General features: G+C 68.3%; 13 protein-coding genes and 2 pseudogenes. 12 read left to right on the top strand and 3 right to left on the bottom strand.

What is annotated here, in order from left to right:
* Positions 1–444: 444 nt before the first annotated feature.
* The 5 genes and pseudogenes from OR16_RS16795 to trhA all read left to right on the top strand — a co-directional run bounded on the left by OR16_RS16795 (position 445) and on the right by trhA (position 7,502).
* The gene (locus tag OR16_RS16795) at positions 445–1,782 is read left to right on the top strand and encodes an HlyD family secretion protein (RefSeq protein WP_006159135.1); all 1,338 of its coding nucleotides are present in this window, start codon (positions 445–447) and stop codon (positions 1,780–1,782) included.
* 34 nt (positions 1,783–1,816) lie between these two features.
* Positions 1,817–3,187, top strand: a complete 1,371-nt coding sequence (locus OR16_RS16790) for a hypothetical protein (RefSeq protein ID WP_006159134.1) — start codon at positions 1,817–1,819, stop codon at positions 3,185–3,187.
* A gap of 2 nt (positions 3,188–3,189) precedes the next feature.
* Entirely contained in the window at positions 3,190–5,175 is a 1,986-nt protein-coding gene (locus OR16_RS16785) for a glycosyltransferase family 2 protein (protein WP_006159133.1), read from the top strand.
* 5 nt (positions 5,176–5,180) lie between these two features.
* Complete coding sequence (locus tag OR16_RS16780; RefSeq protein WP_006159132.1) at positions 5,181–6,737, top strand: efflux transporter outer membrane subunit; 1,557 nt, start codon at positions 5,181–5,183, stop codon at positions 6,735–6,737.
* Between the two features lie 194 nt (positions 6,738–6,931).
* Positions 6,932–7,502 (top strand): annotated as a pseudogene (trhA, locus tag OR16_RS16775) (PAQR family membrane homeostasis protein TrhA).
* Here trhA and OR16_RS16770 read toward each other — a convergent pair.
* The 3 genes from OR16_RS16770 to OR16_RS16760 form a co-directional block, all read right to left on the bottom strand.
* Positions 7,499–7,978 carry a GNAT family N-acetyltransferase gene (locus tag OR16_RS16770; RefSeq protein WP_006159130.1) on the bottom strand — a complete coding sequence of 160 codons (480 nt, stop codon included), beginning with the start codon at positions 7,976–7,978 and terminating at the stop codon, positions 7,499–7,501. The pseudogene trhA and the gene OR16_RS16770 sit on opposite strands and share 4 nt — an antisense overlap.
* Positions 7,979–8,085: 107 nt before the next feature.
* Positions 8,086–8,703 (bottom strand): enoyl-CoA hydratase/isomerase family protein, encoded by a 618-nt coding sequence (locus OR16_RS16765; protein ID WP_006159129.1) that lies wholly within the window; start codon positions 8,701–8,703, stop codon positions 8,086–8,088.
* Between the two features lie 128 nt (positions 8,704–8,831).
* A complete protein-coding gene (locus OR16_RS16760; protein WP_006159128.1) occupies positions 8,832–11,282 on the bottom strand; it encodes a penicillin acylase family protein in 2,451 nt (816 codons plus the stop codon).
* A 311-nt stretch (positions 11,283–11,593) separates the two neighbouring features.
* On the opposite strand from OR16_RS16760, the gene OR16_RS16755 reads away from it, so the two are divergent.
* From OR16_RS16755 to OR16_RS16725, 7 genes and pseudogenes are all read left to right on the top strand, one after another.
* On the top strand, positions 11,594–12,463 hold the full coding sequence (locus OR16_RS16755; protein ID WP_006159127.1) for an IclR family transcriptional regulator: 870 nt from the start codon (positions 11,594–11,596) through the stop codon (positions 12,461–12,463).
* 15 nt (positions 12,464–12,478) lie between these two features.
* The gene (locus OR16_RS16750) at positions 12,479–13,534 is read left to right on the top strand and encodes a cyclase family protein (RefSeq protein ID WP_006159126.1); all 1,056 of its coding nucleotides are present in this window, start codon (positions 12,479–12,481) and stop codon (positions 13,532–13,534) included.
* Positions 13,535–13,583: 49 nt separating this feature from the next.
* Positions 13,584–14,834, top strand: coding sequence for an ABC transporter substrate-binding protein (locus OR16_RS16745; RefSeq protein WP_006159125.1), 1,251 nt, complete (start codon positions 13,584–13,586; stop codon positions 14,832–14,834).
* A gap of 27 nt (positions 14,835–14,861) precedes the next feature.
* Positions 14,862–16,004 carry a thiolase family protein gene (locus OR16_RS16740; protein ID WP_006159124.1) on the top strand — a complete coding sequence of 381 codons (1,143 nt, stop codon included), beginning with the start codon at positions 14,862–14,864 and terminating at the stop codon, positions 16,002–16,004.
* The gene (locus tag OR16_RS16735; RefSeq protein ID WP_006159123.1) at positions 16,001–16,360 is read left to right on the top strand and encodes a Zn-ribbon domain-containing OB-fold protein; all 360 of its coding nucleotides are present in this window, start codon (positions 16,001–16,003) and stop codon (positions 16,358–16,360) included. Before OR16_RS16740 ends, OR16_RS16735 begins: the two co-directional genes overlap by 4 nt.
* 57 nt (positions 16,361–16,417) lie before the next feature.
* Positions 16,418–17,416, top strand: coding sequence for a tripartite tricarboxylate transporter substrate binding protein (locus OR16_RS16730; RefSeq protein ID WP_006159122.1), 999 nt, complete (start codon positions 16,418–16,420; stop codon positions 17,414–17,416).
* A gap of 61 nt (positions 17,417–17,477) precedes the next feature.
* Positions 17,478–19,486: pseudogene (locus OR16_RS16725) on the top strand (acetate--CoA ligase family protein).

The following is a 19,486-nucleotide window of genomic DNA, read 5'->3' as shown; positions in this document are numbered from 1 at the left end:
TGTGCCCATGCGCATGTGAAAGGAAGGTCTCTGCCCGCACGGTAATTGAGGGCATTGGATGCCATGGATTTCAACGGCGTGACATCCTGCTCTTACACATTCTTACAGCAGTGGCGCCGCTTCTTGGCTAGCCTTGACTCACTCGCCACCGTGCAGCGAACCCGAGTCCTGCACTTCCGCGAGTATCGTCGATGGCCCTCGGGCCATACGCATTCGCCCTGCTCCTGCGGTCAGCCGGAGCGCGGGCAGATCAATGGACCCGGCACGTTCTGGTCCACGCACAGATGCGCAAGCGGTCCGGCTGGGCCGGGAAACAACGCATCGCGGATGAAAAATTGGGGGACATGCTTTACAGGGAACGAGCGTCTTGCCGACACGCCCGGTGTCAACGGCTTGCCGCTTGTTTCGCGAACCCAATCGCGCGAACTTGCCAGAGAGGATGCCATGAGCGACAAAATCGAACAAAGCCGTCCCCCGGCCACGCACCTGCCGGAATTACGCACAGACCAGCTGGCGCCCGCAAGAGGCAGCCGCGAGCTGACCAAACGCCCCCTCTGGCATGTGGTGCCTCGCCTGACCAGTTACGGCGTGGCCGTCTTTATCGTCTGGGTGATCCTGACCGTGATGTTCCCACCCGTGTTCACGCGCTCATCGGAACGCGCCGTGGTTGATGGGCCGGTCAACCTGGTCACCACGCCGGTCGAAGGCGTGGTGGCGGGCCAGCGGATTCCGGTGGGCGCCTCCTTTGCGCCGGGCGACACGCTGATGAGCGTGCAGAACCAGAATGTCGACCGCGCCCTGCTGGTGGAACTGACGGGCAAGAAGCTGGACAACCAGCAACGCTACGATGCGGCCAAGGCCAAGCTCGAAGGCGATCAGGCCCGCCTTGACGCGACCGACCAGGAGACCAGGAAATACCAGGCGGCCGCACAAGCCGAGCACGCCGCCAAGATCCGGGGCATCCAGGCCCGCATGGCAATGGCCAAGGAACAGGTGGACCAGCAGGAAGACGTGGTGAACCGCAACCAGGCCATGCAATGGGCGGGCGCGGTCAGCGAGGCCTACACAAACGCCTCCCGCTACCAGTTGTCGATCCTATCGAACTCCAAGGAAGCGATCCGCGCCGAGCTCGACAACGCGCTCAGCAACAGCCAGGCGGCCAAGGGCAAGGTGTACCTCTCCAGCACCGATGGCGCGGTCTCCACGCTGGCGCAGCGGCACGACGAACTGAGCGCGGAGATCACTCAGCTCAAGGCGGAGCTGACCCAGCTTGCGCAGTATGGCAAGTCGGTTGACTCCCTGATCGCGGATGAAGAGCAGCGCGTCCAACGCATGTCCAACCTGGATATCAAGGCCTACGATTCCGGCATGGTCCAGGACGTGCTGGCGCCGCCCGGCACGCGCGTCGCGGCCGGCGCAACCTTGCTGCGCAGTACCAACTGCGCGCAACCCCGGGTGGTGGCGGTGTTCCCGCGCAGCCTCAGCAATGACATGCTGCCCGGTGCCAGGGTGACGGTGCGCGTGGACGGCGTGGGCGCGCCGTTGGCCGGCAAGGTGGCCGAGATCCTGCCACGCGCGCCCGATGGCGAGCAGGCGCGTTACTTCGTGCCGTTCCCGCCCATCGAGAAGAACGAGATCTACCTGATCGCCAAACTGGACAAGCCCCTGCCGGCGCTGCCCCAGCATAGCGCCGGCGCCTCGGCGGATCGCTGCGCGCTGGGGCGCTGGGCCAAGGTCAGCCTCGACCAGCCCTGGTGGGGCCATATGCGCGCGCTGATCTGATGGCGCCGGACCCGACGCAAGGCAGGAGATCGCCATGAACAGGGCTTCACGCAACCTGCGCCGCCACCTGAGCCGCCACCTGCTGCTGGCCGGCACCGTGGTGCTGGCTACGATCCTCGTACCCCCCGCCGCCGCGCAAGCGCCGCCAGCGCAAGCGCGCGAGCAGTTGCTGGCGGGCGCCTGCCAGGCCATTGCCGCGCGGGTCGCGGCGGTGCCCGGCCAGGGCCCGGTCATGCTCGCCAGCTACGAGCCCGCGCCAGGCCAAGGCCCGCTTGCGCCCGCCTTGCAGCAGGCGGCATTCGTCTACGACAACGCGCTCGCGGGCGTGGCGCTGGTGGCCTGCCACCGCGTTGACGATGCGCGCCGCATAGCGGACGCCATGGTTGCTGCCAGCGCGCGCGATCGCCATTACCACGATGGCCGCCTGCGCAACGCCTACCGCGCCGGCGCGCTGCCGGCGGGCCCAGCCCCGCTGCCCGGCTGGTGGGACGCGCCAAGCCAGCGCTGGTTCGAGGACGCCTACCAGGCCGGCACTGCCACGGGCAATGTGGCATGGGCCGCGCTGATGCTGCTGGCCGTCTACGACAGCACCCACGAACGCCGCTATCTTGACAGTGCCGCGGCGCTGATGGGCTGGGTCGACGCCACGCTCTTCGATGCGGGCCCGCCGGGCGGCTTCATCGGCGGCTACTTCGGCGAGGAACCCAGCCCCACTCGCCAGGCCTGGAAATCCACCGAGCACAACGTGGATGCCTACGCCGCGTTCAGTTGGCTGGCGCGGCTCAGCAACGATCCGCGCTGGCCGGTGGCCGCGCGCCGCGCGCGCGGCTTCGTCGAAGCCATGTGGCAGCCGCGCGAAGGGCGCTTCGTGATCGGCACGCGCGACGATGGCCGCTCGCTCAATAGCGGCCCGTCCGCTCTCGATGCGGTGTTATGGCCGCTGATCGCCGTCCCGGACGCGCCCGCGGACTGGCGCAGGAGCCTGGACTGGACGCGCGAGCGCCATGGCGTCAAGGGCGGCTACGGCTTCAACGGCAACCCCGACGGCGTGTGGACGGAAGGCACGGGCCAGGCCGCGCTGGTGCTGCGCGCCAGCAACCGCGCGCAGGATGCCTCACCGCTCTGGCCACTGCTGCTGTCGCAGCGCGCGCCCTCCGGCCTGCTTTACGCCACGCCGGAACAACGCATCCGCACCGGCCTCTCGATCGGGCCGACCTCCACCACGGAGGATTTCTACTACTACCACCTGCCCCACCTCGGCGCGACCGCCTGGGCGGTGCTGGCTGCCGCGGGCTGGAACCCCTTCCGTCCCGCCGGATGTATCGATGCGGCTTGCGGCAACGGCCATGGTCCTGCCCCTGCCCCTGCCCCTTCCCCTGCCCCTGCCCCTGCCCCCAAGGAGTAACGATGTTCGAATTCTTTCTCGATGGCAGGACGCTGCTGCTCATCAACGCCGCGACCTTGCTGCTCGCCTGGGTCTGCATGCGCGCAGATCGCGCCCGGGACACAGACCGTTGCGTGTTCGGTGCCATCACCGCGACCTTGCTGCTGGTCTACCTGGTCTGGCGCTGGACCCAGACGCTGCCTGAATGGCAAATGACCTTTGCCAGCCTGTGGGCGCACGTCTTCTTCGGGTTCGAGATCATGACGATCACGTACACGCTGATCTCCATCGTCACGCTGACCCGCACGAGCAACCATACGCCCGCGGCCGACGCCGGCGAGGCCGCGCTGCGGCGCAGCCGCTCGGTGCCCCGCGTCGATATCTTCATCGCGACCTACAACGAAGGACTGGAGATACTCGAGAAGACCATTGTTGCCGCGCTGGCGATCGACTATCCGGATTTTCGCGTCTGGGTGCTTGACGATACCCGGCGCGACTGGTTGAAGGCGTTCTGCGCGCAGGTGGGCGCCAACTATGTCACGCGCCCCGACAACACGCATGCCAAGGCGGGCAACCTCAACAACGGCCTGCAGCATAGCGCCCGCGCGGAGCATGGCGGCGGCGCACCCTACATCATGGTGCTCGATGCCGACTTCGCCCCGAACAAGAACATCCTCATGCGTGCCATCGGCCTGTTCGGCGACCCAACGGTCGGCGTAGTGCAGACGCCGCAGTTCTACTACAACGCGGACCCGATCCAGTACAACCTGCGCTCGACCGAATGCTGGGTCGACGAGCAGCGCGCCTTCTTCGATGTGATGCAGCCCGCCAAGGATGCCTGGGGCACGGCCTTTTGCATCGGTACGTCCTTCGTGGTCCGGCGCGAGGCGCTAAGCTTGATCGGCGGCTTCCCAACCGGCACGGTCACCGAGGATATCCACCTGACCTATCGCCTGATGCCCCACGGCTATGTCACGCGCTGGCTCAACGAACGCCTGAGCGTGGGCCTGTCCGCCGAAGGCCTGCCCGAGTACATCAGCCAGCGCAGCCGGTGGGGACTGGGCACGATCCAGGTGGCGCTCACGGCTGACGGGCCGCTGCGCGGACGCGGTTACACGCTGGGCCAGCGCATGCATTACGTGCACGGCCTGCTGCACTGGCTGAGCCGCCCTTTCACGCTCATGTTGCTGGCCGGGCCACTGCTGTACTGGTACTTCGACGTGCCGACGCTGTACGGCGAACCGATGCAGTTCCTCGCCTATGGCGTGCCGGCGCTGCTGCTTTACTGGGCCTACAGCATCTGGGTAACCGGCTCGCGCGCACTGCCTATCTTTACCGAAGTCACGCAGATCGTGTCCGCGCTGGCGGTCAGCGCGACGCTGGTCAGCGCGTTCTTCAAGCCATTCGGCCGTCCGTTCAAGGTCACCAACAAGGGGCTGGATCGCAGCAAGCTGATGATCCACGCGAAGTTCGCCGCGCTCTATGGCTGCCTGATCCTGCTCTCCGGCATGGGCCTGGCGCGCGCGGTGGCCGCCGACGCGGCGGCCTCGGGACTCGTCTTCAACTTCGCCTGGACCGCCGTGTCGATGGTGCTCTACCTTACCTCGCTGCTGGTCTGCGTGGAACTGCCGCGGCCGCGCAAGGAAGAACGCTTCCCCTATCGGGAGCGCGCCCTGCTGCGGATCAACGGCAAGGCAGATTGCGGCGGACACGAGTACACCGCCACGACCGTGAACCTGTCCTGCAATGGCGTCGCCATTACCAGCGCGATGGCCGCGGCGATCCCGGTCGGCGCCGAGGGCACGGTCTGGATGGAGGCGACCGGCTGGGTGCCGTGCCGGATCGCGCGCCGCCAGGGCAAGCTGCTCGGGCTCGCCCTGCATCTGGACATGGCGACGCGCCACCGCTTGATACGGCTGCTCTTCAGCGAACCCGGCCACAACGTCGCCAACCACGGCAATCCCCGGCTGGCCATTTCGCGGCTCGTGTGGCGCGCCTTTTCCGGATGAATTCCATGCACAAGACTCTCGCCCCCACGCTGCGCATGCTCTGCATGGCCCTGCCGCTTGCGCTGGCTGCATGCACCCTCGAGCCCACATACCAGCGCCCCGCGCAGCCAGTGCCAGAGGCCTGGCCCACCGGCCCGGCATACGGTGCCGCCACGCCGGCCGCGGCCGCAACCAGCACGGCGGCGGCCGACCTGGGCTGGCAGGACTTTTTTGTCGATGCGCGCCTGCGGCGCCTGATCGAACTGGCGCTGGCCAACAACCGCGACCTGCGTGTCGCCACGCTCGCCATTGACCAGGCGCGCGCCCAGTACCGTATCCAGCGCGCCGCGCAGTTCCCCGCGATCGGTGCCAGCGCGGGCGTGCTCAGCCAGCGCGTGCCCAGCGAACTGCGCGCGCCCGGGCAGTCGGCGGTCATCACGCAGTACAGCGCGGGCGTGGGCTTCAACGCGTTCGAGCTGGATTTCTTCGGGCGCGTGCGCAGCCTCAAGCACGAGGCACTCGAACAGTATCTGGCCACGGAGGAAGCGCGCCGCAGCGCCCATATCAGCCTGGTCGCCGAAGTCGCCAGCGCCTACCTGACCTGGCGCGCCGACCAGGTGCTGCTGCAAATATCGGAGGACACGCTGAAGAGCCAGCAAGCCGCCGCCGAGATGATCGGGCGCGGCAAGCGCGCCGGCGCCATGGCACAACTGGACCTGCACCGCGCCGAGACCCAGGTGCAGACCGCGCGCGTGGGCGTGGAGCAATACACGCGGCAGGTCGCGCAGGACGAGAACGCCATCAGCCTGCTGATCGGCGGCCCGCTGCCGCAAGACCTGCCTCCGCCCGAGCCCTTCGAGTCGAAAAGCCTCGTTGCCGAGTTGCCCGCCGGCCTGCCCTCGGCATTGCTGCAGCAAAGGCCCGACATCATGGCAGCCGAGCACCGCCTGAAGGCGGCCAATGCAGACATCGGCGCCGCGCGGGCGGCCTTCTTCCCGACCATTTCGCTGACCGGCGCGGTCGGCTCGGCCAGCACCAACCTGGCAGGGCTGTTCGCCGCAGGCATGGGCGCGTGGACCTTCGCGCCGCAGATCACGCTGCCGATCTTCAATGCCGGCAGCAACCAGGCCAGGCTTGATGCCTCCAAGGTGCAGAAGGACATCAATATCGCCGCCTACGAAAAGACGATCCAGACCGCTTTTCGCGAGGTGGCCGACGGCCTGGCCGCGCGCGGCACCTATGACCGGGAGGCCGCCGCGCAGGAAACCCTGGTCAACGAGGCCAGCGAAACCCAGCGCCTGTCGGAGATGCGGTTCAAGAACGGCGTGGACGACTATTTTTCGGTGTTCGATGCCCAGCGCCAGCTCTATACCGCGCAGCAGACCCTGGCCACCATCCGGCTGGCCCGCCTGACCAGCCGTGTCGCGCTGTACAAGGCGCTTGGAGGCGGATGGTCGGAGCACACGGCCGCCGTGGCGCCAGCAGCGCCCGCGAGCGCGCAAGCGAGGGTGCCGGCTACTCCGGCTGCTCCGTCGCCTGCACCCGCCGTGGCGCAAGGCGCGGGCGCGGCAGCAGCACGATGAAGCGCACCGCAGTGGCGGCGGCCTGCCGCCGCATCACACGGCATGCCAACGCAGCCACGCTCTCGAGAAGCCCCCCAGGGGGCCACTTTCCATGCCCCCTCGAAATCCATGCAAAAATACGTCCGATAACGCACTGCGACAAAGCCCCCTGCAATCGCCCCAACCAGCGACCACTACAGGAGAACGAACAACACATCAACGGCTATAGCCACCTCGCGGGCGCGGTCCTTGCCGCCGCCGGCGCGGCGGTGCTCGTCACCAGCTCTGCCCTCTACCATGACGCGTGGAAGGTCGTCAGCTCCGTGGTCTACGGCACCACGCTATCACAGCCTGCGCGGGCGCCCGAAGGACATCCTGCGGCGGCTTGACTACTGCGCCATCTACCTGCTGATCGCGGGCAGCTATACGCCCTTCGCGCTGGTCACGCTGCGCGGCCCCTGGGGTTGGACGCTGTTCGGGGTTAACTGGGGACTGGCGGTGATCGGCATCGCGCAGGAGCTGCTGATTGGCCACCGCACGCGCGTGTTCTCGCTGCTGATCTATGTGCTGATGGGCTGGCTGGTGCTGTTCGCCTTCGGCCCGCTGGTGGCGGCGCTACCGGCGGCCGGCCTGTACTGGCTGGTGGCGGGCGGCGCGCTCTATACGGCCGGCATCGGGTTCTTCCTGTTCGACGAAAAGGTGCGCCACTTCCACGGCATCTGGCACCTGTTCGTGCTGGCTGGCAGCGCCTGCCAGTTCGTCAGCATTCTCTGGTACGTGGGCTAGACCCCGGCATCCTCAAGCACCAGGCGCATCGGCACATAGGCGATGCCCCTGGTCTGCGCGCGGGGCCCGACCGGCCGGAAGCCGAAACGCTCGTACACCACGGTTGCGAACGGGCTCGAATTGACGGTGAATTCACGCACCTCGGCGCCAGCGATCGCGGCCTGGCTGGCGGCTTGCCAGAGGGATCCGGCAATGCCGGTCCGATGCATCTGCGGCGCGACGAACAGGTGGAAGAGATGGCTGGCATCACGCATCGCGATGATGCCGGCCAGCCGCTCGCCGCGGCAGGCAACCAGATAGTGGAATCGCGGACTTGCAACATATCCGGCGATCGCATCCGCCGAGAGGCTGGCGAGAAAATCCTCCGCGCCGGCCCCGGATGCCTCGATGGTGAAGTAATGCGCAACGCTCATGGCAAGCGCGCTGATGGCGGCAGCGTCCTGGATGCCGGCTCGGCGAATGACCAACGTATCCATGGTGACTCAGGCTGGTGACGGCCGGCTAGTTTGTCATGGCGCGGGCCAGCGCGCCATACACCCGTGGCAGGGCGCGGCCACGATATGCGCGGAGCCGCTCGACCGCTTCAACGGCCGCTAAAGCGCGGCGTCTCCTTGGCAAGGAAAGACTGGAAGCCTTGGCGGAAGTCATCGGTATCGAAGCAATCGAAGGCCTCGTCGATCTCCGCGGCGCAGAGCGGCTTGCCCGCGGCGATCTGGCGCGCGAACTTCTTGTGCCACCTTGCCACCAGCGGCGCGCCACTGGCGATGCGCTCAGCCGTGGCGCGCGCCTCGGCGGCTACCTGCGCATCGGGCACCACGCGAGAGACCAGGCCCATGCCATGGGCTTCGGCCGCGCCGATGATGCGGCCCTCAAACAGCAGTTCCAGCGTGCGCGCCTCGCCCACCAGCCGGATCAGCGGCGCCATCTCGGCGTGCGCCATCACCAGTCCGAGGTTCTTGATGGGCGCGCCAAAGCGGCTGGACTCGCCGCAGATGCGGATATCCGCCACGATCACGCAGCGCACCGAGACATCGGCGGACAGCGCGCGGAAGGTGTCGCCAAGCTGTTGCCACATCGACAGCGTGAAGGCGTTGAGCTTGGCGGGGCGGTTGAGCACCACCGTGGCGATGGCACCGTCGCGCTCCAGCAGCAGCGGCGCGCTGCCGGCGGCAGCATCCAGGGGAGCAGGGCTTGCGGTCATGATCGGGTTCTCCAGTTCTACGTCTGTCGGAAATGCATGCCGGCCCGCGCGCCTCAGGCCATCGCGCGGCGCTGTTGATGGCCAACGGAATCCGCGGAATGGCGGTGCACCCATGCACCTGCGCAGGTTTACTGCGGCACCAGCTCCACCCTCTCCCGCGTCTCCTTTTCCACTGCCTTGCGCGTGTAGAGCAGCGGGAAGTAATCGCCCCTCGCCCACATCTGCGCCAGGTCGCGATAGTGCGGGCTGCCGGGATTGCCGGATTGCCCGGGCGCGTTGACCACGCGCGAGGCATCCCAGTTGCCCACGTCCAGCACCATGCGGAACGACGCGCCCGCGGTGAGCTGGTAGTCGCTGTTGCGGTAGCTCGTGTTCATCGGCGTGAAGGAGGACCCGCCGATCGGCCCGGCGTTGACGTCGTAGCGCTGGCGCGCCGCGTTGTCCAGCAACGGGTCAAGCGGATGATTGAACACCGCGGTATGCAGCTTGCCCCATTGCCAGGCCTTGGGATCGGGGCCGAGCTTGCGCTCCACTTCCGCCATGGCGCTCTTGAGCGAGGCCACGATGACTTCGTTGCGGCGCTCCACCGGCATCCACGGCTCGGGCTTTTCCAGCACGGCCAGCACGCGGCTGGCGTCGCCGTAGCCAGCCAGCCTGGCGCCTTCCGGCGAGAGCGCCGCGCGCACCACCGCCGGGCGCAGGTACTTGCTGAACCAGACTTCGAACAACGCTGCCGGCGCGCTGTCGGCGCGCTCGTTGCCGTCCCAGCCGCGCAGCAGGTCGAGTCCCCGCCGCGCCTGGGCGTCCTCGGTGCGCACACTGGCGAGCAACGCCACCGCGCGCAGCGCTGGCAGCGAGGTGGTGTCGTTCTGCCACGCCATGCTGTCGGCCACCGAGGAGTGCGGGTTCGCCGCCACCAGGCTCTTGAGCCGCCGCGCGCGCGCCGTGTCGCTCCATTCATAGCCCACGCCCATCTTGGCCGCTGGGTGGTTGGGCGGGATATTGTTCTCGTTGGCAGTCACCACAAAGCCGGCGGCCGGGTTGTAGGCCCACGGCAACTCGTCCATGTTGCGATAGCCCGCCCACTCGTAGCGGCCGTCGCCAGGCACCGGCGTGAGGCCATCCCAGTTGGGGCGGATGACGGTCAGGCCGCCGGGAATCCAGCCGATGTTGCCTTCGCGGTCGGCGTAGACCTGGTTCTCGCCAGGGGCGCCCCAGCGGTTCATCGCCGCGCGGAACTGGTCCCAGTTCTGGGAGCGCATATAGTCCATGGAACCGAAATACGGCGCCATGCCCAGATCCAGCCATGCCGCGCGCAGCGCGTAAGCGCGATTGCCCTTGGCATCGGCAACCAGCACCGGGCCGTGGCGGGTGAATTCCAGGCTGATCTTGCGCGGCGTGGCTTCGCCCTTGACGGCGATCTCCTCGGTCACGGTTTCCATCGGTTCCCAGCGGCCACGGTACTTGTATTCGTGCGGCTGCGCCGGGTTGGTCTCATAGATATAGAGATCCTCCTGATCCATATAGAAGCGGGTCAGGCCGAAACCGATGTTGTCGTTGTGCCCGATCGAGATGCCCGGCAGGAATGGCTCACCGGCACCGATCACCGACATCCCCGGCGCATTCAGGTGGCTAATGTAGCGCAGGCTGGGCGCGCCATGCGCGCGGTGCGGGTCGTTGGCCAGGATGGGGCGGCCGGTGCTGGTGCGCGAGCCCGAGATGACCCAGTTGTTGGAGCCGAGGCTGCGCGCGGTGTCGCTGTTGGTATCGAGCACGGCATAGAGCGCTTCATGCGGGATGGCGTCCGCCTTGGCCGAGGCCCACCACTCCTTTGGAAAGCGCGGCGCGGCGGTGGCCAGCTCGTAGGCGCGGCGCAGCTCGACGGTGGGCAGCGCGCAGGGGTCCAGGCCTTCCGGCAGCTTGGGCTGGATCGGCGGATCCAGCTCACGCTGCACCCAGTCGGTGCGCGCGGCATCGGGCTTGACCTGGCAGTAGACCTGCGCGCGATTGACCTCGCCCATGAAATTGAGCGTGAGCCCGTGATGGCGGATGCGCACAATGTCTTCCGCGCGCCAGTGCGCGGGCTTGTAGTTCAGCATGCGAAACTCCGGCGGCAGCAAGTCAGGCTTGCTCTCCGTCTGCGCCACGTAGGCGTTCACGCCGGCCACGAAGGCCTCGGCCACGCGCTTGGCGTCCGAGCCGTAAGCCAGCCACTCGCGGTACATATCGCCGCGAAACAGCACGGCGCGCGCCATGCGGTCCCCTTCCACGTAAGCCGGCCCGAAGTCCTTGGCCATCTCGCCCAGGCCTCGCTTGCGCCACAGGTCGATCTGCCACAGGCGGTCGCGCGCGGCCATGAAGCCTTGTACATAAAAGGCGTCGTACAGCGTATTGGCGTAGATGTGCGGCACACCCCAGCGGTCGATCAGGATGCTGGCGGGCTTTTCCAGGCCCGCCACCTGGAAGCGTTCGTTAGCGGGGGCCGCCGCGGTTGCGGCAGCCGCAGGCACGGCCTGGGCGGCGGTCGCCGCGGTGCTCAGGATGAGCAGGGCGGCAAGGCGGCGGGCTCGGCAAACCATGGTGTTTCCTTGGGGACGTAGGGATCGCATTGGGCAAGAATCGGGGATCGCGAGCCGTGCTGGCGCGGCGAATCGCCGCCAAGGATAGCGGAAGTCGCACGGGCGAGGCTAATCGGGGAGCCCGTTTTTTGCCGAATTGCCACCATGCCCGCGCCCTGGCGCGAGGCGCCAACGCACGGCTGGCGCTGCTTTCGTGCAATTTCATCCGGCGAAACTTTGATGCAGTGCAGAATGACGGGGCACGCGTAGAGGCCTATAACTCCATAACTGGTTTCATTCTCCGAAACCAGCCGACTCCGGAGTGCGCACGCGTGACGGTACCGACCACCTCCCTCCAGAAAGCCTGCAGGCTGCTGCGCGTGCTGTCGGATGCGCGCAATACGCGCCTGACCGACCTGGCCGTGGCGGCCGGCGTCGACAAGGCCTCGGCGCTGCGCCTGCTGGACACGCTGGCAGCCGAAGGCTTTATCGAGCGCGACCCCGACACCAAGGCATTCACACTGGGCCCCGAATGGCTGGCGCTGCGCGCTGCCAGCGTGCGCCGCATCGATCCGCGCGCCAGCGTGCGGCCCGCGCTGATCCGCCTTGCCCATGCCTTCGAAGACACCGCCATCCTGTCGGTGCCAAGCGGCTGGGAATCCGTCTGCCTGGAACTGCGTCCCGGCACCTTCCCGATCCGCGCCAACTATCTCGACGTTGGCAGCCGGCGCCCGCTTGGCGTCGGCGCGGGCAGCCTGGCGCTGCTGGCGGCACTGCCGGATGCCGAGGTGGAGGCCACCTTGCAGTGCATCGCGCCCGCGCTCAAACGCTATCCGCGCATCAACGCGGCGATGCTGCTGCGCGAGGTGGAGGCCACCCGAGCGCGCGGCTACGCTGTGCTGCTGGATGTGGTGGTGGAGCGCATGGGCGGCATCGCCATCGCCCTGCCGGACCCGGATGGCTTCCCGCTTGGCGCCATCAGCATCGCCGCGCTCAACGAGCGCATCACCGAACGCGAGCCGGCGCTCGCTCGCGCGCTGCGGCGCGAGGCCGAGACCGTTTGCGCGGCCTGGACACCGCCTGCGCCGAACTCGGCGGCGGCACGCCGGCGCACCGCCACCCTGGCGGGCGCCGCTGCAAAGGCAAAGCCACCAATTGCGCGCACGACGCAGCAAGCGTGCGCCACCAGTACCGACCTGTAACCGGAGACATTGAGCATGCGCTGGAAGCAACGACCGCAAGGTTCCAACTGGGGCGATTTCGGCCCCGACGACCAGCTTGGCCGCGTCAACCTGATCGGCGCCGAACAGGTGCGCAAGGGCGCGCGCGAGATACAGGCCGGGCTGTCATTCTGCCTGTCGCTGCCGCTGGATTATCCCGGCGGCAACAAGCTCAACCCGCGCCGCCATCCGCCGGTGCTGCGCCCCACCTTCCGCGACGACATACCCTATGTGAACTTTCCGCTGGCCAAGGTGAACCCAACCGCCACCGACGTGATCAGCGACGACCAGGTGCTGCTCTCGCTGCAATACTCCACGCAATGGGACTCGCTCGCCCATGTGGGCGCGCTGTTCGACGCCGATGGCGATGGCCGCCCGGAACGCGTCTACTACAACGGCTACCGGGCCAACGAGCACATCGTGGGCCCGGTCGACTACGCCGAGGACGATCACTTTGCCGCGCACGCCTGCGGCCACGACCACAGCGAGGCGCGCGCGCTCGGCATCGAGAACTTCGCCGTCAAGGGCATGCAGGGGCGCGGCGTGCTGGTGGACCTGGCCAACGCCTTCGGCCAGGATTTCCGCAACGTGGGCTACGACGACCTGATGCACGTGCTGGAGGCCGACCGGGTGGAGGTGGAACCCGGCGACATGCTGTTGTTGCGCACAGGCTTTGCCGAAGTGGTGCTGTCGATGCAGCGCGAGCCGGACGAAGCCGTGCTGCACCACAGCTGCTGCGCGCTGGACGGGCGCGACGACCGCCTGCTTAACTGGATCACCGACGCCGGCATCGCCGCGCTGATCGCCGACAACTACGCGGTGGAGCGATATCCCGCGCGCCCCGCGCCGGCCGACCAGCCGAATCACCCGCTGCTGCCGCTGCACCATCACTGCCTGTTCAAGCTCGGGCTGCCGCTGGGCGAGCTGTGGTACCTGAAGGAGCTTGCGCAGTGGCTGCGCGCCAACCAGCGCTCACGCTTCATGCTGACGGCGCCGCCGCTGCGTCTGCCGGGCGCGGTGGGCTCGCCCACCACGCCGATCGCCACTGTCTAGGCGCTACCAAGAACACAAGTCAACAAGACCAAGGCTGGAGGAGACCACCATGAACCGAATTGACTCGCGGCTGCGCCGCCCGCTGGGCGCGCTCGCCATCGCCGCCGCGCTGCTGTGCGGCGCAGGACTGGCTAATGCGCAGCCGGCCAAGGCCGGCATTTCCGATGATGAGGTCAAGATCGGCCTGATCCTCGACATGAGCGGCCTGTATGCCGACGTGACCGGGCGCGGCAGCGCCACCGCCGCGCAGATGGCCATCGACGACTTTGGCGGCAAGGTGCTGGGCAAGAAGATCGAACTGGTGGTGGCCGACCACCAGAACAAGGCCGACATCGCGGCCAGCAAGGCGCGCGAGTGGTTCGATACGGGCCACGTCGACGCCATCCTGGACGTGGCCGCTTCGGCACCGGCGCTGGCGGTGCTGGAAGTCGCCAAGCAGAAGAACAAGATCGTGGTGTTCTCCGGCCCCGGCACCGAGCGCATTACCAACGACCTGTGCACGCCGGTCTCGGTGCACTATGCGTATGACACCTACGCGCTGGCCAATTCCACCGCGCGCGCGGTGGTGCAGCGCGGCGGCAAGACCTGGTTCTTCCTGACCGCCGACTACGCCTTCGGCCACACCCTGCAGGACTCCGCCACCACCGTGATCAACGAGACCGGCGGCAAGGTGCTCGGCGCGGCGCGCCATCCCATCGGCGCCAGCGATTTCGCCTCCTACCTGCTGCAGGCACAGGCCAGCAAGGCGCAGGTGGTGGGCCTGGCCAACGCCGGCAGCGATGCCGTCAATGCCATCAAGGCGGCCAGCGAGTTCGGCCTGACCAAGGGCGGCGCCCAGCGCATGGCCGGGCTGCTGCTGTACATCAACGACATCCATGCCATCGGCCTGAAGACGGCGTCCGGGCTGCTGCTGACCGAAGGCTTCTACTGGGACATGAACGACGCCACGCGCGCGTGGTCGCGCCGGTACTTCGAGAAGCTCAAGAAGATGCCGAACATGAGCCAGGCCGGCACCTATTCGTCAGTGACGCATTACCTCAAGGCGATCCAGGCCGCGGGCACCGACGAAACCGCTGCCGTCATGAAGCAGATGAAGTCGATGCCGATCAACGACTTCTTCGCCAAGAACGGCCGCATCCGCGAAGACGGCCGCATGATCCACGACATGTACCTGTTCGAGGTCAAGACGCCGGCGGAATCGAAGTACCCGTGGGACTACTACAAGCTGCTGGCCACGGTGCCCGGCGACCAGGCCTTCATGCCGGTGGCCAAGTCGCAGTGCCCGCTGCTCAAGCGTTGAAGCATTTAAAGTATTGAGAGAGGCACCATGCAACACGCAGCTTACCTGCGCGGCGCGGGCAATACGCGCTTTGGCCGCGTCGAGGGCAGCACGCCGCTGACGCTGATGGCGCAGGCCACCGACGCCGCGCTGGCCGACGCGGGCCTGGCCCGCGCCGACATCGACGGCGTGCTGTGCGGCTACGCCACCACCCTGGCGCACCTGATGCTGGCCACGCGCTTTTGCGAGTACGCCTCGCTCGATCCCGCCTATGCGCATGGCGTGGCGTCGGGCGGTGCCACCGGCGGCGTCATGGCCATGCTGGCGCGCGAGCTGGTGGGTGCCGGGCGCTGCCGCAACGTGCTGGTGGTGGCCGGCGAGAACCGCCTCTCCGGCCAGAGCCGCGACCAGTCCATCCAGACGCTGGCCCAGGTCGGCGAGCCGGACATGGAAGTGCCCAACGGCGCCTCCGTGCCGGCTTACTACGCGCTGCTGGCTTCGCGTTATCTCGCCGAGACCGGCATGCACGCCGATGCGCTCAGCGGCTTTGCGGTGCTGATGCGCGAGCATGCGGCGGGACATCCCGATGCGCACCTGCGCGAGGCGCTGACGCTGGATGCGGCACGTGCCGCCAAGCCCATCGCCACGCCGCTGCGCTTGTCGGACTGCTGCCCGATCTCCGATGGCGCGGTGGCGCTGGTGGTGTCCGCCGAGCCGGGCGGCGGCACACCCGTGCGCATCACGGGCGCGGGGCAGGCGCATCGCCACCAGCACCTGTGCGCGCTCGACAGCGTGCTGGCCACCGGCGCCGCCGATGCCGCGCGGCGCGCGCTCGCGCAAGCAGGCAACACGATCGGGCAGATCGATTACCTGGCGATCTACGACTCGTTCACCATCACGCTGGCGATGTTGCTCGAGGAGCTTGGCGTGGCGCCGCGCGGCGCTTCGCCGCAGCGGCTGGCGGCGGGCGATTTCGGGCGCGCTGGCGCACTGCCGCTCAACACGCACGGCGGCCTGCTTGCCTTCGGGCACTCGGGCGTGGCCGGCGGCCTGATGCATCTGGCGGAAGCCACGCGGCAGCTTGCGGGCAAGGCCGGCACGCGTCAGCTGCCGCCGCGCAAGCGCGCGCTGTTTCACGCGGATGGCGGCGTGCTGTCTTCGCACGTCAGTTTGGTACTGGAGGCGGCATGAGCACGGACCATCCCTATCAGGCTGGCCTCGATGCGGGCGTCGTGCGCTATCAGGCATGCGAGGACTGCGCTGCGTGGCAACCGCTGCAGCGCCATGCATGCCGCGCTTGCGGCAGCACGCGGCTGGCATGGCGCGACGCCGCGGGCAGCGCTACCGTGCACAGCGTCACCGAAGTCTCGCGCGCGCCCACCGAGGATTTCCGCGCGCTGGTGCCATACACGCTGGTGCTGGCCACGCTTGACGAAGGCCCGCGCGTGATGGCGCATGCCGAGCCCGGCGTGACGATCGGCGAGCGCGTGCGCGCGGGCTTCATGCGCCACGGCGAGCGCACGCTGCTGCGTTTCCAGCGCGAGTAGCCGCATGGCGCGGCGTAGTGCGGCGTAGCAATACACACCGACACCCAGGAGACCGACATGAACCGAACCTTGCCGCTTCGGCGGCCCGCGTGCGCCCTGCTGACGGGCGCCATGGCAATGGCCGCCGTGCTGCTGGCCGCGCCCGGCGCCCACGCGCAGGACTGGCCTGCGCGGCCGGTACGGCTGGTTGTGCCTTACCCGCCCGGCGGCCCCACCGACATCGTGGCGCGCGTGGTCGGGCAGAAGTTGTCGGAGCAGCTCAAGCAACCCGTGGTGATCGAGAACCGGCCCGGCGCGGGCGGCAATATCGGTGCCGAGGCCACCGCCAAGGCCGCGCCGGATGGCTACACACTGCTGGTGGCCACCACCGCGCACGCCATCAACATGACGCTGTTCACCAAGCCCGGCTACAGCACGCAGAAAGACTTCACCCCGGTGTCGCTGCTGACGCTCGGGCCGCTCGTGCTGGTGACCGCGCCCGCGACGCCCGCCGCCAACGTGGCCGAGCTGATTGCGCTGGCGAAAGCCAAGCCGGGCCAGGTCAGCTTTGCCAGCTCGGGCAACGGCCAGTCGACGCACCTCGCCGCGGAACTGTTCAACAGCATGGCGGGCACGCACATGACCCACGTGCCGTACAAAGGCAGCGCGCCCGCGCTCACCGATGTGATGGGCGGGCAAGCCACGGTGATGTTCGACACCATGCTCTCCGCCATGCCCTTCGTGCGCGAGGGCCGGCTGCGCGCGCTGGCGATCACCGGCGCGGCGCGCTCACCCGCCGCGCCCGATGTGCCCACCATGGCACAGGCCGGGCTGCCCGGCTACGAGGCCACCGCATGGAATGCCCTGCTCGCGCCATCAGGCACGCCGCCAGCGGTGGTCGCCACCTTGAGCAGCGCGTTGAAGACCGTGCTCGAACAGGAAGACGTACGCGCCAGGTTCGCCACGCAGGGCTTTGCCGCGCAATGGACCGCGCCCGCGGCCACCGCGCAGTTCCTCACTCGCGAGATCGACAAATGGGGCAAGGTGGTCAAGGCCTCGGGCGCCACCATCGATTGAGCATCTCATACCTTCTACCGAAGCCGGCCGGGCCGGCGCTTGATTGCGGACCGCATCCATCATGAACCAGACCTTGCAAGCCTTGCTGGCGCCGCGCTCGATCGCGGTGATCGGCGCCTCCGACCATATCCACAAGATCGGTGGCCGGCCCATCTACTACATGCGCGAGCATGGCTACGCCGGCAAGCTCTTCCCGGTGAACCCGCAGCGCGACACCATCCAGGGCCTGCCCGCCTTTGCCTCGCTCGATGCGCTGCCCGAGGTGCCGGAGTTGGCCATCATCGTGGTGGGCGACGACCCGGCGGTGTCGGCAGTGCGCGATTGCGCGCGGCTTGGCGTGGCGGCCGCCATCGTGATCGCCTCGGGCTTCGGCGAAGCCGGCGAGCAAGGCCGGCGCCAGCAGGACGAGATGGTGCGGGTGGCAGCCGGCGCGGGGCTGCGCCTGGTTGGCCCTAACAGCCAGGGCCTGGCCAACTTCGGCACCGGCACCATTGCCAGCTTCTCCACCATGTTTATCGAAGTGCCGCCCCAGGATGGCCCGGTGGCGGTGGTGAGCCAGAGCGGCGGCGTCAGCGCCATGGTCTACGGCCTGCTGCGCGGCCAAGGCATCGGCGTGCGCCATATGCACGCCACCGGCAACGAGGCTGACATCACGGTAAGCGAGCTGGCGCTGGCGGTGGCGCACGATCCCGATGTGCGATTGATCCTGCTGTACATGGAAAGCCTGACCGATCCTGCCGTGCTGGCGCAAGCCGCCGCGGTGGCGCGCCGGCGTGGCGTGCCCATCGTTGCCGTCAAGGCGGGCCGCTCCAGCGCCGGGCAGCGCGCGGCGGCGTCGCATACGGGCGCCATCGCCAATGAAGACCGGGCGGTGGGTGCCTTCCTGGCGCGGCATGGCATCTGCCGCGTGGATGATGCGCACGCACTGGCGCGCTCTGCGCCGCTTTACCTGCGCGGCTGGCAGGCAAGCGGGCGGCAGCTGGTGGTGGTGAGCAATTCCGGCGCGAGCTGCGTGATGGCCGCCGATGCGGTAGAGCCGCTCGGGCTTGCGCTGGCGCCGCTGTCGCAAGCCACGCAGGCTGCGCTGGCCGAGCGCCTGCCCGGATTCGCCACAACGGCAAACCCGATCGACGTCACCGCCGCGCTGCTGACCAACAGCGCGCTGTTTGGCGACGTGCTGCCGGTGGTGGCCGCCGACCCGGCCGCCGACCTGTTGCTGCTCGATATCCCGGTGGCGGGCATGGGCTACGACCTGCCGCGCTTTGCGCGCGATGCCGCCAGCTTTGCCGACGGCGCCGGCAAGCCAATTGCCGTGGCGGCCTGGCAGGCGACTGTGGCCGCTGCGTTCCGCGCGGCCAACGTGCCCACCTATGACAGCGGCGCCGAGGCGCTGGCCGCCTTCGCGCAGCTGGTCACGCATCAGCAGCAACTGCGCGATGTGGCCGCGGAAGATACGGCTGTCGCCGCGCACCGGCCTGCGGCGCACGATGTGGCGCGCGATGTGGCGGGCGATGTGGCGCGCGCGACCGGCAACACGCTGAGCGAGGCGGCGAGCCTCACGCGCCTGGCGTTGGCCGGCGTCCCGGTGGTAGCGTACAAGCTGTGCCAGAACGTGGATGAAGCGGTCGCGGCCTGGCGCGAGTTGAATGGACCCGTAGCAGTCAAGGCCAGCTCCCCGCAGGTGCCGCACAAGAGCGAGCACGGCCTTGTCGCGTTGAACTGCAACGATGAGCACGCCGTGGCGCAGGCCTTCCTCGCTCAGACCGCCATCCTCGAGAGACTCGGCGCTGCCTGCGAAGGCGTGGTCGTTGCGTGGCGCCGTGCAGCGAGGCGGCGGTGGCGCGCGCCATTGCCGGCCTGCGCATCGCGCCGCTGCTGGCGGGCGTACGCGGCGAGCCGGCGGTCGATGTGGCGGCGCTGTGCCGGATCGCCGTGCGCGTGGGCCAGCTGATGCTTGAGGCCAACGGCGCGATCCGCTCGATCGACCTCAACCCGGTGATGGTGAGCGCAGGCGGGGCGGTGGTGGTGGATGCGCTGATGGAAGTGGCAGCGGGCGCACCGCCGGCCTGA

This window comes from Cupriavidus basilensis OR16 (assembly GCF_000243095.1).
In the GTDB taxonomy this organism is placed as follows: Bacteria; Pseudomonadota; Gammaproteobacteria; order Burkholderiales; family Burkholderiaceae; genus Cupriavidus; species Cupriavidus basilensis_D.
This window is presented reverse-complemented; position numbering and strand designations above follow the sequence as displayed.

Coding starts and splice junctions, on each gene's coding strand:
- OR16_RS16745 (WP_006159125.1), top strand. CDS start 13,584: ATGAACCGAATTGACTCGCGGCTGCGCCGCCCGCTGGGCGCGCTCGCC.
- OR16_RS16795 (WP_006159135.1), top strand. CDS start 445: ATGAGCGACAAAATCGAACAAAGCCGTCCCCCGGCCACGCACCTGCCG.
- OR16_RS16765 (WP_006159129.1), bottom strand. CDS start 8,703: ATGACCGCAAGCCCTGCTCCCCTGGATGCTGCCGCCGGCAGCGCGCCG.
- OR16_RS16730 (WP_006159122.1), top strand. CDS start 16,418: ATGAACCGAACCTTGCCGCTTCGGCGGCCCGCGTGCGCCCTGCTGACG.
- OR16_RS16790 (WP_006159134.1), top strand. CDS start 1,817: ATGAACAGGGCTTCACGCAACCTGCGCCGCCACCTGAGCCGCCACCTG.
- OR16_RS16770 (WP_006159130.1), bottom strand. CDS start 7,978: ATGGATACGTTGGTCATTCGCCGAGCCGGCATCCAGGACGCTGCCGCC.
- OR16_RS16740 (WP_006159124.1), top strand. CDS start 14,862: ATGCAACACGCAGCTTACCTGCGCGGCGCGGGCAATACGCGCTTTGGC.
- OR16_RS16760 (WP_006159128.1), bottom strand. CDS start 11,282: ATGGTTTGCCGAGCCCGCCGCCTTGCCGCCCTGCTCATCCTGAGCACC.
- OR16_RS16750 (WP_006159126.1), top strand. CDS start 12,479: ATGCGCTGGAAGCAACGACCGCAAGGTTCCAACTGGGGCGATTTCGGC.
- OR16_RS16780 (WP_006159132.1), top strand. CDS start 5,181: ATGCACAAGACTCTCGCCCCCACGCTGCGCATGCTCTGCATGGCCCTG.
- OR16_RS16735 (WP_006159123.1), top strand. CDS start 16,001: ATGAGCACGGACCATCCCTATCAGGCTGGCCTCGATGCGGGCGTCGTG.
- OR16_RS16785 (WP_006159133.1), top strand. CDS start 3,190: ATGTTCGAATTCTTTCTCGATGGCAGGACGCTGCTGCTCATCAACGCC.